At 73.2% G+C, this 14,654-nt stretch carries 14 protein-coding genes; 4 read left to right on the top strand and 10 right to left on the bottom strand.

All coding sequences use genetic code 11. From position 1 onward, the window contains the following. Positions 1 to 46 precede the first annotated feature (46 nt). The 3 genes from ACW62_RS13425 to ACW62_RS13415 form a co-directional block, all read right to left on the bottom strand. Positions 47 to 880 (bottom strand): SMP-30/gluconolactonase/LRE family protein, encoded by an 834-nt coding sequence (locus ACW62_RS13425; protein ID WP_205629321.1) that lies wholly within the window; start codon positions 878 to 880, stop codon positions 47 to 49. Between the two features lie 53 nt (positions 881 to 933). Beyond that, positions 934 to 1,521 carry a YdcF family protein gene (locus ACW62_RS13420; protein WP_053204595.1) on the bottom strand — a complete coding sequence of 196 codons (588 nt, stop codon included), beginning with the start codon at positions 1,519 to 1,521 and terminating at the stop codon, positions 934 to 936. A gap of 77 nt (positions 1,522 to 1,598) precedes the next feature. Beyond that, positions 1,599 to 2,432 (bottom strand): alpha/beta fold hydrolase, encoded by an 834-nt coding sequence (locus tag ACW62_RS13415; RefSeq protein WP_053204594.1) that lies wholly within the window; start codon positions 2,430 to 2,432, stop codon positions 1,599 to 1,601. Positions 2,433 to 2,540: 108 nt separating this feature from the next. Here ACW62_RS13415 and ACW62_RS13410 point away from each other — a divergent pair, with 108 nt between their 5' ends. Next, on the top strand, positions 2,541 to 3,038 hold the full coding sequence (locus ACW62_RS13410; RefSeq protein ID WP_053204593.1) for a CGNR zinc finger domain-containing protein: 498 nt from the start codon (positions 2,541 to 2,543) through the stop codon (positions 3,036 to 3,038). Between the two features lie 182 nt (positions 3,039 to 3,220). Here the strand turns inward: ACW62_RS13410 and ACW62_RS13405 are convergent, their stop codons facing one another. Beyond that, positions 3,221 to 3,625, bottom strand: a complete 405-nt coding sequence (locus tag ACW62_RS13405) for a VOC family protein (protein ID WP_053204592.1) — start codon at positions 3,623 to 3,625, stop codon at positions 3,221 to 3,223. Between the two features lie 83 nt (positions 3,626 to 3,708). Between ACW62_RS13405 and ACW62_RS13400 the strand changes: the two genes are divergently transcribed. After that, positions 3,709 to 4,209 (top strand): gluconokinase, encoded by a 501-nt coding sequence (locus ACW62_RS13400; RefSeq protein WP_053204591.1) that lies wholly within the window; start codon positions 3,709 to 3,711, stop codon positions 4,207 to 4,209. A 250-nt stretch (positions 4,210 to 4,459) separates the two neighbouring features. Beyond that, positions 4,460 to 6,844 (top strand): transglycosylase domain-containing protein, encoded by a 2,385-nt coding sequence (locus ACW62_RS13395; protein ID WP_053204590.1) that lies wholly within the window; start codon positions 4,460 to 4,462, stop codon positions 6,842 to 6,844. Here ACW62_RS13395 and ACW62_RS13390 read toward each other — a convergent pair. Next, the gene (locus ACW62_RS13390; RefSeq protein WP_053204589.1) at positions 6,825 to 8,174 is read right to left on the bottom strand and encodes an FAD-dependent oxidoreductase; all 1,350 of its coding nucleotides are present in this window, start codon (positions 8,172 to 8,174) and stop codon (positions 6,825 to 6,827) included. The genes ACW62_RS13395 and ACW62_RS13390 overlap by 20 nt on opposite strands. 82 nt (positions 8,175 to 8,256) lie before the next feature. Then, positions 8,257 to 9,672 carry a threonine/serine exporter family protein gene (locus ACW62_RS13385; RefSeq protein WP_053204588.1) on the bottom strand — a complete coding sequence of 472 codons (1,416 nt, stop codon included), beginning with the start codon at positions 9,670 to 9,672 and terminating at the stop codon, positions 8,257 to 8,259. Positions 9,673 to 9,707: 35 nt separating this feature from the next. Between ACW62_RS13385 and ACW62_RS13380 the strand changes: the two genes are divergently transcribed. After that, positions 9,708 to 10,391, top strand: coding sequence for a sirohydrochlorin chelatase (locus ACW62_RS13380; RefSeq protein ID WP_053204587.1), 684 nt, complete (start codon positions 9,708 to 9,710; stop codon positions 10,389 to 10,391). A gap of 44 nt (positions 10,392 to 10,435) precedes the next feature. Here ACW62_RS13380 and ACW62_RS13375 read toward each other — a convergent pair whose 3' ends face one another. The 4 genes from ACW62_RS13375 to ACW62_RS34005 are packed head-to-tail and all read right to left on the bottom strand — an operon-like array spanning position 10,436 to position 14,627. Continuing rightward, positions 10,436 to 10,954 (bottom strand): hypothetical protein, encoded by a 519-nt coding sequence (locus ACW62_RS13375; protein WP_053204586.1) that lies wholly within the window; start codon positions 10,952 to 10,954, stop codon positions 10,436 to 10,438. Beyond that, complete coding sequence (locus tag ACW62_RS34010) at positions 10,951 to 12,099, bottom strand: hypothetical protein (protein WP_053204585.1); 1,149 nt, start codon at positions 12,097 to 12,099, stop codon at positions 10,951 to 10,953. The genes ACW62_RS13375 and ACW62_RS34010 overlap by 4 nt, the downstream gene beginning before the upstream one ends. Before the next feature lie 39 nt (positions 12,100 to 12,138). Beyond that, the gene (locus ACW62_RS13365; RefSeq protein WP_053204584.1) at positions 12,139 to 14,454 is read right to left on the bottom strand and encodes a S8 family serine peptidase; all 2,316 of its coding nucleotides are present in this window, start codon (positions 14,452 to 14,454) and stop codon (positions 12,139 to 12,141) included. Beyond that, positions 14,451 to 14,627 carry a hypothetical protein gene (locus ACW62_RS34005; RefSeq protein ID WP_157574725.1) on the bottom strand — a complete coding sequence of 59 codons (177 nt, stop codon included), beginning with the start codon at positions 14,625 to 14,627 and terminating at the stop codon, positions 14,451 to 14,453. The genes ACW62_RS13365 and ACW62_RS34005 overlap by 4 nt, the downstream gene beginning before the upstream one ends. Positions 14,628 to 14,654 lie beyond the last annotated feature (27 nt).

Here is a 14,654-nt window from a genome sequence, read left to right as displayed (position 1 = left end):
CCCCGGGGGGGGGAGCCGGTCTGGTCGCGGCCCGGTCCGGGTGGGCTCAGGGGCGGCCGGCGCCCGGTGCGGGCGCCGGGTAGGCGACCAGCCGGCCGGTGGGCTCGGGTGACGGCGGGTCGGTGAAGTCCTGCCCGACGACGTAGAGGTGCGGGTCGGCGCCGCGACTGAGGGCGCAGGCGAACGCGCCGCGGCCGAAGTCGACGGTGGCCAGCACCTCGCCGCCCTCGCGGACCCGGACGCAGTGCTGGTTGCCGACGTCGGCGTACCAGACCGCGCCCTCGGCGTCGACGCAGATGCCGTCGGGGTGGTCGCCGGGAGTGTCGGCCCAGACCCGCCGCTCGCCGAGCCTGCCGCCGGCCTCGATCGGGAACGCGGTGAGCCGGTTCGCGTACGACTCCGCGACGATCAGCGTGCCGCCGTCGGCGGTGACGGCCATGCCGTTCGGGAACGCGAGGTCACCGGCGACGTGGTCGACCCGGCCGTCCGGCGTGACCCGGACGACGAGGCCGGGCGCGAACTCGCCGCCCGGGAAGTCGAACCCGATGCCGTTGACGTACGCGTCGCCGCCCGCCGTCACCACGATGTCGTTCCACGGGTGCTCGGAGAACCCGCCGAGGTCCGCGTGCGGGACCAGCGATCCGTCCGGCTCGCGGCGCAGCAGCAGGCGGCGTGCGGAGTCGACCACCAGCAGCCGGCCGTCGGGCAGGAAGTCGATGCACATCGGGAACGACTCGACCGTCGCCACCACCTCGTGCCGCCCATCGTCGTCGACCGCGATGACCTGGTGGGCGCCCCAGTCGGAGAACCACAGCCGGCCGTCGTGCCAGCGCGGCGACTCGCCGAACGCGATCCCGTCCATCAGCACCCGTGCGCTCACGCCCGTGCCTCCTGTGTCGGTCTGACGGGGTAGACCGCGGCGGAGGCGGGAACTCATCGCGCGCCGCGGTCGAGGCGGCGCAACCGGCGCCGTCCGTACACGGCCAGTGCGGGCTTGAGCAGGATCCACTCGCCGAACCGGTAGTCCGCGCCGCGGACCAGGCGGCGGGCCAGCTCCGGGTGGGCGCGGTGGAGGTAGGCGCGGCCCTTCTCGGCGTGCAGCGGGTGCGACACGATCTTGATGCGGTCGGCATCGGCCAGCAGCGGAGCGACGTTGCGGATGTTCTCCCAGGTGGTGCGGCTGTCCGGCTCGAGCCGCAGGTCGCCGTCGTAGCCGCGCCCGGCCCGCGCGTACCGCGCCATCAGCGTCGCCTCGGGGACCGGCCCGGCGGTGCTGCCGCCGCAGACGACCAGGCGGGACGGGCCGAGGCCGGGCCGCCGCGACCGCAGCCCGGCCCGGACCCGCCAGCGGTTCATCGCGTTCGCCCGCGGTCCCGCGTCGCGGTACCCGAGGACGACGACGGCCTCGCTGCCTCCCGCTGTCGGCGCGTCGCCGAGGCGGCGGTACGACGCCCGCCAGTGCTCGTACTCGCCCCAGAGCAGGACGGCGCCCAGGACACCCGCGACCCACGCACGCCTCATGTCCCGACCCTACGAAGCCCGGACGCGCCGAGGGGCGGCCGGGCCGTGGCCCCGCCGCCCCTCGTCCGGCCGGCTGGCTACTTGCGCAGGAAGCCCAGCAGCGCCTCGGAGACCTCGTCGGCGTGGGTCCAGAGCAGGCCGTGCGGCGCGCCCTCGATCTCGACGTAGTCGGCGTCCGGGAGCCGCTTGGCGAACTCGCGGGCGGTCGCGTCGATCGGCAGGATCCGGTCGGCCGTCCCGTGCAGGATCAGCGCCGGGACGTCGACCTTCTCGATGTCCGCCCGGAAGTCGGTCAGCCAGCTCTGCACCACGGCGAAGGAGGCGTACCAGGACGCTCCGGCGGCGACGTTCCAGCTGGCCCGGACGGCGGCCTCGCCGATGCGGCTGCCGAGGTTCTCGTCGAGGTTGTAGAAGTCGCTGTAGAACTGGTCGAACCAGGCGTAGCGGTCGGACTTCGCCGCCTGCTCGATGCCGGCGAACACGTCCGCCGGCACGCCGGTCGGGTTGTCGTCGGTCTGCAGCAGGAACGGCTCGAGCGACGCGAGGAAGGCGGCCTTGGCGACCCGCTCGCTGCCATACGTGCCCAGGTAGCGGCCCACCTCGCCGGTGCCCATCGAGAACCCGACGAGCACGACGTCGCGCAGGTCGAGGGTGTCGAGGACGGTCTTGAGGTCGGCGGCGAAGGTGTCGTAGTCGTACCCGGTGGTCGGCTGGCTGGATCGGCCGAAGCCGCGGCGGTCGTAGCTGATGACGCGGTAGCCGGCGTCCAGCAGGGCGGCCGACTGCTTCTCCCACGAGTGCCCGTCGAGCGGGTAGCCGTGGATCAGCACGACCGGCTGCCCGGTGCCGTGGTCCTCGTAGTACAGGTCGACGTTCGCCGAGTTCTCGGTTCCGACGGTGATGTACGGCATTGGCGTGGACTCCTTCTAACTGGCTCGGGCGCTTGTGGGGGTTACAAGATCGATCGAATCATGGTTATTCCAACCTGTCAAGAACGTTGATGGGGTTAGGATGGCGGCATGGCGGAGTTGCTGCTGGACCTGGTGAACTCGCGGATCGTCTATCCCGACGGTCCGCACGACGAGCTGGGCTCCGACGCCGCGGCCCGCGAGTGGCTGCGGTCGCGAGGTGCTCAGGGCACGCGCGCCGAGATCGCCGACGCCCGCGAGGTGCGGTCCGTCCTGGCCGCGGTCATCCGGGGCGAGGCGCCGCTGGAGGCGCTGGCGCCGTGGGTCGAGGTCATGCGGCGACGCGCCCGGCTCACCCCCGACGGCCTCCGCTGGCAGGACGACGTCCCCGCCGGCCGGTCGGTGGGGGTGCGGGCCATCGAGGAGTGGGCCGCGCTACAGGGCCCGGACGGGTCGCGCATCCGCCCCTGCGCCGCGCACGACTGCCAGCACTTCCTCGTCGACCACAGCCGGGCCAACGCCCGGAAGTGGCACTCGATGGAGATCTGCGGCAACCGTGCGAAGGCGCGCCGCCACTACGCCCGTTCGAAGGGCGCGACGGACGACTGACAGGGGCTGGGCGACGTTTGCCTCGCCCCGGCGACAGGTGGGACACGGTGGCGACGTGTGCGTTCGGCCGGGTTCGGTCCCCGCCCGGCTGGGAGGGCTTCCCACCCTACGGGCGGGCGCCGACAACGTCCGCTCGCCGACGAACCGTGCGCTGGAACGCAACCGTGGCTATTGAAGTGGCGTCAGTCGCCGAGTTCGGTGAAGAGGGTGAGTTGCAGGCCGCCGGGGGCGTCGAGGCGGGCGTTGAGGGAGTCCCAGGGGGTGCGCGTCGGCTCGGCGAGGACCGTCGCGCCGGCGTCGGCGAGGCGTCGAGTGGTGGCCGCCGAGTCGTCGACCTCCAGGGCGACGCGGATCGGCCCGGCCACCCGTTCGCCGACCTCGACGCGGTCGATGAACTCGGCCTGGTCGTGGTCGACGATCTCGATCGTGGCCCGGCCGGCGCCCAGCAGGACGACCCGGCCGTCGGGGGAGGAGAAGTCGGCCAGCTCGGGCAGGCCCAGCACGTCGCGGTAGAAGTGGACGGCGGCGTCGTGGTCGGGGACGGTGACGACGAGGCGGAGTTCGCGCACCGGCGCGGAGTCGGTCATGCCCCCAGTCTGGACGCCGCCTCCGTTGTCGGCCAGGCCATGCCACGCTGGTCCGCGTGACCCTTCCGCCCCACATCGTCGTCATGGGCGTGTCCGGCTCCGGCAAGACGACCGTCGCGACCCGGCTCGCCGGCGCGCTCGGCCGGCCGTTCGCCGAGGCCGACGACCTGCACCCGGCGGCCAACGTCGCCAAGATGGCGGCCGGCACGCCGCTCACCGACGAAGACCGCGCGCCGTGGCTCGCCACTGTGCGTGACTGGCTGACGAGCGAAAGTCGGCAGGGCCGCGCCGCCGTCGTCACCTGTTCGGCACTGCGCCGGGTGTACCGCGACGTGCTCCGCGAGGCGTCCGGCGGGGTCGTGTTCGTCCAGCTCGACGTCGACCCGGAGCGGCTCGCCGTCCGCATGAGGGCGCGAAAGGGCCACTTCATGCCGCCGAGCCTGCTGCAGTCGCAGCTCGACACGCTGGAGCCGCTGGGCCGGGACGAGGACGGCGTGCGGGTCGCGGCCGGCGGCGAGGCGGACGACGTCGTCGCCGAGGCGCTGCGCCGACTCGGTGCGAGGGCGCACGGTCACGCGCAGTGATGTGACCCCGGCCTCGGTTTCAATTCCGGTACGAACCGGGTATACCGGGTCGGCGGGCAGGGCGCGGCGAGACGTGGTCTCCGCTCGCGGGGGTGGCGGAGAACGTCGCTGCGCCGTGCCCGTCCCCGGGCGGGCCGCAGCGGCGACGGTGTGACCGGCGTCGCCCGGCCGCCCGGAACTCCACGGCGGTCCCGGCCGTCTTCTCAGTGGCCCGAGCGACCAGACCGCGCAACGTACCATCGAAGACGTCATGAGCAGGGAACCCGAACCCGAGAACGCCGAATCCGCCGACACCACCGACCACCCCGAACGGGGTGGTCCGCGTTATCGAGCCGGCCGCCAGAAGCGGACCGGCTGGCGCCGCATCTTCAACTGGAAAGTGTTCGGCTTCACCGTGCTCGGCATGTTCCTGCTGTTCGCGGGGGCCATCGGCATCGCGTTCGCGATGATCGACGTGCCCGAGCCGAACGACTTCTCCACGTCCGAGTCGACCATCGTCTACTGGGACGACAGCCAGACCGAGCTGGGCCGGTTCAGCGCCGAGAACCGTGAGATCGTCGGCATCGAGGAGATCCCCGAGACCCTCCAGCAGGCCGTCGTGGCCGCCGAGGACCGCAGCTTCTACGAGAACTCCGGGTTCTCGATCACCGGCATGGCCCGGGCCGGCTGGGACGCGCTGACCGGCTCGTCCAGCGCCGGCGGCGGCTCCACGATCACCCAGCAGTACGTCAAGAACTACTACCTCACCCAGGACCGCTCCTACACCCGGAAGCTGCGCGAGCTGGTCATCTCGGTGAAGATCGACCAGGACGTCGACAAGGACCAGATCCTGGGCGACTACCTCAACACCATCTGGTTCGGCCGCGCCACCTACGGCGTGCAGACCGCGTCGCGGTCCTACTTCGGTGTCGACGTCGCCGACCTCGACCTCGCGCAGAGCGCCGCGCTGGCCGCGATCCTGCGCTCGCCGACGCGCTACGACCCCACGCTCGGCCCCGAGAACGCGGAGCGGTTCGCGCAGCGGTTCCAGTACGTGCTCGACGGCATGGTCACGACCGGCGCCGTCGACCAAGCCACGGCCGACGCCACGGTCGCGCCGGAGATCCTGCCCGAACAGCAGGTCAACCGGTACGGCGGGCCCAACGGCTACCTGCTGATGATGGTCCGCAACGAGCTGGTCGCGATGGGCTACGACGAGCAGGAGATCGAGACCGGCGGCCTGCGGGTCACGTCGACGTTCAACACGCAGGCGCAGTCGGCGGCCATCCAGGCCATCCAGGACGAGCGGCCCACCGAGGACGCCGACGGCGTGCGCATCGGCCTCGCGGCGGTGCGGCCCGGCGACGGCGCCGTCGTGGCGGTGTACGGCGGGCCCGACGCCGTAGAGCAGAGCTACAACGACGCCGTCGACGCCGTCCCGCAGGCCGGCTCCACGGTGAAGCCGTTCGTGCTGGCCGCGGCGCTGGAGAACGGCTACTCGCTGCGCAGCACGTTCTGGGGCAACTCGCCGTTCGACCCGCCCGAGCTGGGCCCGCCGGTGAACAACCAGGGCAACGAGGACTACGGCCGCAACGTCAGCCTGGAACGCGCGATGGAGAACTCCGTCAACACCGCGTTCGTCGACGTCGCGATGGAGATCGGGGCCGAGAAGGTGGCCGACTCCCTGGTCCGGGCCGGGTTCCCCGACGACGAGCAGTTGTCCGCGAACCTCAACCCGCGGGTCGCCATCGGCATCGGCGGCGTCTCGGCGCTGAACATGGCCAACTCCTACGCCACGCTCGCGTCCCAGGGCCTGCACTCGAACACGACCACCATCCAGCAGATCGTCGACCGCGACGGCGCGGTCACCCACGAGCTGCAACCGGCCGGGGAGCGGGTGTACGAGGAGGACGTCACCCACGACGTCACCTACGCGCTCGCCGAGACCGCCCGTACCGGCACGGCCGAGGTCGCACGCGATCTCGACCGCCCGGTCGCGGCGAAGACCGGTACCCACGACGACAAGACGGCCTGGTTCGCCGGCTACACGCCGCAGCTGGCCGCGTCGGTCGTGTACTTCCGCGGCGATGGCACCGAGTCGCTCGACGGCGTCGGCGGCATGTCGCACTTCAGCGGTGGCGCCTACCCGGGCCGCACGTGGACGGCGTTCATGGAGGGCGCGCTGGAGGGGCTGCCCGAGGAAGACTTCCCCGACGCCGCGAACATCCGCGAGGACAACGGCAACGACGACGAGGACCGGCCGAGCAACAACCGTCCCAACCGTCCGGACGACGACGAGGACGACAACGACAACGGCAACCAGAACGGCAACGAGGGCGGTCAGCCGCCGACCGAGGAACCGCCGCCGACCGAGGAACCGCCGCCGACCGAGGAGCCGCCGCCGACCGAGGAGCCGCCGCCTCCGACCGAGGAGCCGCCGCCTCCGACCGAGGAGCCGCCGCCGGGCACCGACGGCGGAACCGACACCGGCGGCACCGACACCGGTACCGACGCGGGCGGCACCGAGAGCGGAACCGACTCGGGCGGCACCGAGAGCGGCACGCCGGCGCCGGGCGCCCGGTCCGGCCAGGCTGCGGTCGTGCTGGTGGGAGCGGGGGCGCTGGCCGTCGGCGGGATCAGCCGGCGGCGTCGATGACCGCGAGGGCGGTGGCGAGGTCGTGCACCACGATCGGGTCACCGCCCGCGGCGTCGCCGGTCGCCTTCTCGTGTGCCTCGAGCCGTAGCCAGTCGGCCCACGTCACAACCCTGACGCCGCGCTCGGCCAGCAGCTTGTCGACGCCGTCGGGGTCGGACGGCCGGTCCGGCAGGGTGCCGAGGTCGGCCAGCACCGACTCGGCGACCTCGTTGGCGTCGCCGCGGTTGGTCGCGATGACGCCGGTGGGGCCGCGGCGCAGCCAGCCGGTCACGTAGACCCCGGCGAGCGTCGCGCCGTCGTCGAGCACCCGTCCGTCCTGCGACGGGACGGTGCCGCTGCGCTCGTCGAACGGCAGCCCGGGGATCGGCGTGCCGTGGTAGCCGATGGCCCGCACGACCAGCTGCGTCGGCAGCGTGAGCGGCGCAGCGTCGCCGGTCCGGGTGGGCTCCAGCTCGATGCCGGTGACCGCGGTGTCGCCGAGGATGCGCGCCGGCCGGCGCCAGTAGTGCAGGTGGATGCGGCGCGGCGCGCCGGTGGCCGGCCGCTCGGACCACTCGCGGCAGACGTCGACGGTGACCTTGGCGTGGCGGTCGTGGGCCACGGCCTCTTCGTCGGCCGGGCCGAGCACGAGGTCGGCGGGGTCGACGACGAGGTCGACGGCGTCGAGGGCGCCCAGCTCGTGCAGCTCCGGCGAGGTGAACTTGGCCTGCGCCGGCCCGCGCCGGGCGACCAGGTGGACGTCGGTGACGGTGCTCGCGGCCAGCGCGTCGACGACGTGGCGCGGCATCGAGGTGGTGCGCAGCGTGGCGGCGTCCTTGGCGAGGATGCGGGCGATGTCGAGGGCGACGTTGCCGGCGCCGATGACCGTCGCGGTGGTGAGGTTCGCCGGCAGTTCGACGGCGCCCGCCTCCGGATGGCCGGTGTACCAGGCGACCAGCTCGGACGCGCCGTACGAGCCGGGGAGGTCCTCGCCCGGGATGCCCAGCCGGCGGTCGCCGAGCATGCCGGTGGACACCACGACGGCGTCGTAGCCGGCGCGCAGCTCGTCGACGGTGACGTCGCGGCCCACGCTCACGTTGCCGAGGAACCGCACCCGGGTGTGCTCGAAGCCGCGGGCCAGCACCCGGGAGATGTTGCGGGTCTTCGGATGGTCCGGCGCGACGCCGTAGCGGACCAGGCCGTACGGCGCGGGCACGGCCTCGAACACGTCGATGCGGTCGAACAGTTCGCCCTTGACCAGCGCCGCGAGGGCGTACAGCCCGGCCGGACCAGCACCGACGATGGCGGCCGCCCGGCCGGCCGCCTCGGATCGACTCTCGTCGTCCTCCATCGCCCCAACCTAGGCCGAAACCGGCCGCGCGCACCACCCCGATTCCAGGGACGGCTCACGGCCGCCCGCCGCCTGCGTCCGGTCAGCTGCGGGTGCCGCGGGCACGGCGGGCGACCCGGCGCTGCCAGCGGTCCATCTCCGAGCGCAGCGGCGTGGCGAGGAACTCGCCCAGCGTGACGCCCGCGGCCAGCGCCAGCGCGATGCCGAACGCGGCGATCAGCTGTCCCGTCCCGCCGACGACGTCGTCGCCCTCGACCATGCGGAACATCGCGTTGTAGATCGCCAGGCCCGGCAGCAGCGGCGTGATGCCGCACACCGAGATGACCAGGTTCGGCGTCTTCAGCGGCTCGCTCAGTCCGCCGGCGATGAGGCCCACCACCAGCGCCGCGAGGAAGGACGAGCCGGCCGGGCCGATCTCCAGCACCTGACGGCCCAGCAGCAGCACCGCGGCCGCCACCATGCCGACGCCGACCACGACCGGGATCGTGCGCGCCCGCGTGTACGACGCGAGGCTCCAGGCGCCGGCGATGAGGCCGCCGCTGAGGATCTGGATCGTGGTCGGGAGGTTCAGCGTGCCCGGCTCGAGGATCGTCAGCGGGATGCCGGCGCGCTGGCCGAGATCGAGCATGACGCCGATGCCGACCACCAGCCCGATGGTGTGCAGCACCACCTCGTATGTCCGCGCGGCCGCCGTCAGCGGGTAGCCGGCGATGGCGTCCTCGGCCGAGCCGACCAGTGACAGCCCGGCCAGCAGCACGACGATCCCGGACGCCACGATCAGCGACGGCGGCAGCAGCGTCGGCGACCAGCCGAACCGGTCCGTCGCCCACAACGCCGCCAACCCGACCACCGTCGCCAGCCCGGCGCCGATGACCTGCTGGAACAGGTACGGCAGACCCCAGCGGCGCAGCGCACGCAGGGTCCGGTCGATGACGATGGTGGTGGCCGCCGCGACCAGCGCCACCAGCCAGCCACCGTTGAGCAGCAGCGCCACCCCCGAGGCCATCAGGCCCAGCGCCAGCGTCACGATCCAGCGCCGGTAGGGATGCGGCGCCGCCAGGATGTCGTCCAGCTTCCGCTGCGCGTCGTCGAGGGTGACCCCGCCGCGATGCACCTCGTCGACGAGGTCGAACAGCTCCGCCAGCCGGCTGTAGTCGGAGTTGCGCAGGTTGATGACGCGGACCTTCGTGATCGGGTCGTCGTCGCGGTCGATGGACGCGATGATCGAGATGAACGTGATATCGACCTGCAGCCGCGTCACCCCGAACCCGGCCGCGAGCCGCAGCAGCGCCGCCGTCACGTCCGCCACCGGCGCGCCCGTCGCCATCATGGCGTCGCCGGTGCGCAGGATCAGGTCCAGGACCTGCCGTTCCTCGTCCGCCGTCAACCGGCTCTGCAGGCCGCGGATCGCCAGCGGCTGCGTCGGCGGGCCCTGCGGGCGGACCACGCGGCGGGCGCGCTGCCGGAACGGGCCCTGGGCGCTCGGGTCGGACGTCATGATCTGACGGTACGAACATCGCGCAGACTTGTCCTGTGACTCTCATCGCCGTGGCGCACGGGACCCGCGCCCCCGAAGGCCCCGTCGTGCTGGCCGCGCTGCTCGATCGGGTCCGCGAGCTGCTGCCCGGAGTCGACGTGCAGGTGGCCTACGTGGACGTGATCGGGCCGACGCTGGCTGACGTGCTGGCGTCCGTGCCCGCCGGGTCGCGCGCGGTCGTCGTGCCGATGTTCCTGGCGTCGGGGTATCACGTGCGGGTGGACGTGCCCTCTGCCGTGGCGGCGGACGGTGGGCGCGCGGTCGTCACGCCGGCGCTCGGCCCGGACCCGGCGATCGTCGCGGCGGTGGAGGATCGGCTGCGGTCGGCTTCCGTTGAGCTGCCCGACGCCGTGGTCCTGGCCGCCGCCGGCTCGTCCGACCCGTCGGCGCTGGCCGAGGTCTCCGTCGCGGCGTCGCTGCTGTCGTCGGCGCTGTCCCGTCCGGTCCTGCCGGCCTTCGTGACGACCGCCTCGCCGTCGGTGCCCGACGCGGTCACGTCCCTCCGCGGCGCCGGCCACCCGACCGTCGGCGTGGCGTCCTACCTGCTCGCGCCCGGCCTCTTCCAGCAGCGCCTCACCACCTCCGGCGCCGACATCGTCGCCCCGCCGATCGGGCCGCACCCCCTGGTGGCCCGGCTGATCGCCGACCGCTACCGCGCCGCGGTCGCCGTCACCCCATGATCATCAACCTTCTGTGTCGTGATAGCAGCACAGAAGGTTGATGATCATGGCTGCTGCTCGCGGAGCCCGGCGTCGGCGAGGCGGCGGAGACGGTCGGCGTAGCCGTCTGGCTCGGGGCGGCGCACGGTTTCGGCGGAGATGGCGTCGTACACGCCCCGGGCGGTCAGCGCGCGGGCGGCCAGCCACGCCGCCGCACCGGCGCTGCTACCCTCCTCGTCCTCGTCGACCGCGTGCAGCATGTACGTGGTCAGACGGGTCGTTCCCCAGTCCCCGGCCGGAACGGGATACGGGTCGCCGGGAGGCGCCTCGGGGCCGAAGACGTCGTACCAGAGATCGCGCAACCACTCGTCGGTCGCCCACTGGGACGAGTTCGGCAGCGGCGGGTACGACGAGTCGCGGACGTGCACGGCGAGCTCGTCACGGATGGCCCGGAAGCTGCCGTCGGCGTCCTCAGCGAGCCGCTGGGGGGCACGCTCACAGGCCTCGACGTACATGTCGGCGGAGTCGGTGGTGTCGAACCAGGTCCCGATGTACCTGGCGAAGTCCTTGGTCCGTGGGATCACGCGGGGTTCTCCAGGCGTACGTTGTCGGGTCCGGGTGCTGAAGTCGGATAGTACGTGGTCAAGGTCCAGCCGTTCGGTCGCTCTCGGAAGACCAGCCGGACACCCGGGTCGGTGCCATCGACGAGCGGGTCGAACGCCAGGGTCCGGACCGGCGGCGCACATTCACCTTCCCTGCGCATGGCATCGGCTCGCACCCGGACCCAGTCTCGGGCGGACTCGTCGGTGTCCGTCCCAGTACCTCGGAAGCCGGACGCGTCGGCCGGGCGTAGACCCGCGGTGTCCGCAGGCAGGAAGAACGCAACGGCGCCGTCGTCGGCGTGGTCGGCGAACAGTCCGCCGAGGCCGCCCGGGTACCGGTCGGCGTGGGTCAAGAATGCGTCGAGCGGGCGCGCGAACGACTCGGGCGAGGTGAATCGGCTCGCCTCCGTGCCGGCCCGGTGTCGCGACACGACCTTGCCGTCGTCGCGGACGCGCCAGGAGTCGGCGCCGTCGGTGCCGTGGTCGGGTGGGCGGGTCCAGCCGGCGCGGAGTTCGAGGTCGCGGTCGCCGACCTGGGGACCGTGGACCTGGACCGCATGGCAGTCGGGGTGGGAGAGCCACGTCCGCACGAGGTCGCGATGTTCCGGCGCGACCGCCGCCACGATGCGGTCGCGGGCCGCGTCGATGTCGGCCTGCTCGGTGTGCGGATGGGCGGCGGCGGCGGCCTTGGAGGTGGCGCGACCACGGGACTGGTCGCCGAGGACGGTGGCGACGTAGGAGCGGGCGAAACCGTCGGAGAAGGCCGAGAGGAAGGCGGGATCTCCGGCGACGCGGAGCCGGGCGGTGTCGAGCGGCGGCAGCGGGTCCAGGTGGTGGTGGCCGACGGCGAGGAGGTCGAGCAGGGCGTGCACTTCGGTGGCGATCGCCATGCGGGTGGCGGTGGCCAGCGCCGTCAGCTCGGCGGGCACGGCGGCGGCATGCCCCGCCACGTCGTCGGCGGCGCGCCGGGCGAGTGGGTGCCGTGCGGCGCGGGCGGTCTCGGACGGTCGCCGGGCGGACTGGGCAACGCGGGCGCTCACCTCATGGAGGTCGCGTTCGGCGTCGGCGCAGGCCCGCAGCAACGACTCCACCGCCTGACGCAGCACGCTCTGGCCCGGCCCGCTCACACCACCGAAGGTCGCCGCCGGCCCGCTCCTGTGACAGCGCTACCTCGTGGGCCAGGGCACCTCGGTGCGGGTCGGCGTCGCCCACGGTCCGGCGGTGATGGCGCCCAGCTGGCCGTCCAGCCCGTTGCCGGCCAGCGGCGGGGCGAACACGCCCTGACCGTCGGCGCCGGCGACCAGCCAGGTCTCGTCGACGCCTTCCAGCGGCCTGGCGCCGACGGGGCCGGGGTCGACCTCCTGCCACTGGCCGGCGTCGAGTCGCCACAGGCCGCTGGGCTGGAGGGCGGAGCAGTCGCTCGCGGCCTCCTCCATGGTCGCGAAGAGCGACGCACCGTTGAAGAACACGTTCTCGACGATCAGCCCGTCCGGCACCGTCGCGGTGGCGACCTCCGTCAGACCGGCGCCGTCGAGGACGGTGACCTCGGCGCCGCACGCCCCATAGCCGGTGACGACGGCCACCTGCCCGCCGTCGGCCGTGACGGCGATCGGCGCCTGCCGCGAGCCCATGACGTCGTGCGACAACTCGGCGCTGCCGGATGCCGGGTCCAGCAGCCAGATCCGCTCGGACGCCTGCGCACCACCCGACTCGTGCACGAGCAGCTGTCCGCCGACCGTCCCGAGCAGCGTCTTCGACCCGACCGCGTCGGCGGGGAACGTCGGCGTCGTCGTCGTGACCTCGTCCAGGGTCGCGGCGTCGTACCAGGTGAGGACCCCGGAGTAGTCCATGCCGACCACGAAGTCACCGGCCTCGCCGTCGACGGTGGCGTCCTCGAGATAGGCGGGGGTGACGCCGTCGTCCGAGCACCAGCCGCATGGCATCTCGACCAGGGTCTCGTCCGCGCCGGTCCACGAGAACAGCTCACCGTCGTCGGCGCCGAACAGCGTCGACCGGTCCGACGACCAGTCCACCCAACGCAGCCGCACGCCCGGGTCGAGCTCGCGGACCCGCTGGACGCTGCCGCCGTCGAACGCGAACACGACGTCGTCCTGCACGAACACGGCCTGTGTGGCCTCGGACGGGTCGGCCGACGGCGTCGAGGGCGGCTCGCTGTCCAGGACCTGCTCCAGCGCGCCGGTGATGTCCAGGAAGCCGTGGCCCACGCCGAGTCCTAGCCGGTCCTCCTCGTCCAGCGGGTCGAGGTCGGCGGTGTCGACCAACGCGTGCGCGATCCCGCCGCCGGGCGCTTCCGGCGCGGCTGCCCGGATCAACGCGGCCGCGGCGGCGACGTGCGGCGCGGCCTGGGACGTGCCCTGAATCGCCTTGTACCCGCCGCCGGGGTAGGTGGACAGGACGGCGTTGCGCAGGTCACCGCCGCCCGGCGCGACCATGTCGATGTACTCGTTGCGCGTGGAGTACCCGGCGAGGTCGAAGTCCTCCTGGACCGCGCCGACGGCGATCACGTCCGGCAGGGCGGCCGGAGTCTGCAGTTGGTTGTGCTCGTCGCAGTCGGTGAGCGGCGACGGGCCGCAGTTGCCGCCGGACGAGACCACGACCACGTCGCTGCTGACGGCGAAGTACACCGCCGCCGCCTCGACGTCCAGGTCCTGGAGCTCCTCGACGTCGGGCGACTCCGGAATCGGCCCGCCGAAGGACATGTTGACCGCGTCGGCGCCGTGGTTGACGGCCCAGACCAGTCCGGTCGGCCAGCTCGGACCGACGTCGTTGGTATCCTTCAGGCGCACTGGCACGTCGAGGACGCTCACCCGCGGCGCGACCCCGACGATGCCGCCGTTGTCGCGACGGGCGGACGCGATGCCCGCGACGTGCGTGCCGTGGCCGTCCGGGTCGTGAGCGCCCTCACCTGGGTAGTGGCGGCGTTCGACGACGGCGTCGCCGAGGTCCGGGTGCGTCTCGTCGATGCCGGTGTCGAGGATCGCCAGCACGGCGCCGTCGCCGTCCGGCCAGGGCAGCTCGGGCGACCCCTTCTCGGCGCCGAGCCGGTCCAGCGCCCACTGGTCGTGGCGGCGGTCGTCCTCCGCGTCGACGGCGACCTCGCGGACCACGCCGGCGGCGACGACGCCCGGCTCCTCCAGCAGCTCGGCCCGCCGCCGATCGACCTCGCCGGTCGCGACGTACTCGGTGGTCGCGACGAGGCAGTCGTCCTCGTCGACGCGCAGCACGTCCAGGGCGACCAGCGTGTCGTCGCCGGGCGCGGCGATCGGCTGGTCCGGGCAGTCGGGACCGGGGACCGCGCGGTCGAGCAGCTCCCGCTGCTCGTCGCTGAGCACGGCGGCGAGGTCGGCCGCACCGTCCGCGGTGTCGGTGGTGTCGCCGTCGTCGCGGGTCACCACGACGACCGCGACTGCCGCCACGATGACGACGAGGGCGGAGATCGCGAGCAGCAGCCGGCGGTTCACGGCGTGCGGTTCACCCGCTCACCGGGTGGCAGTGGCTCGTTGTGCACGACGACGTCGAACTCGCCGCGGATCTCGATGCGTCGGGCGTCGCCGTCAGCGGCCTTCAAGGCTTGCGCCCAGACGGCGGGGTTGACGCGGAGAACGGTGACCTCGTCGTCGGGCTTCTTCGGCACCGGGTCACCGTACGCCTGTCAGGTGTC

It is taken from the genome of Jiangella muralis (genome assembly GCF_001270745.1).
Taxonomy (GTDB): domain Bacteria; phylum Actinomycetota; class Actinomycetes; order Jiangellales; family Jiangellaceae; genus Jiangella; species Jiangella muralis.
This window is presented reverse-complemented; position numbering and strand designations above follow the sequence as displayed.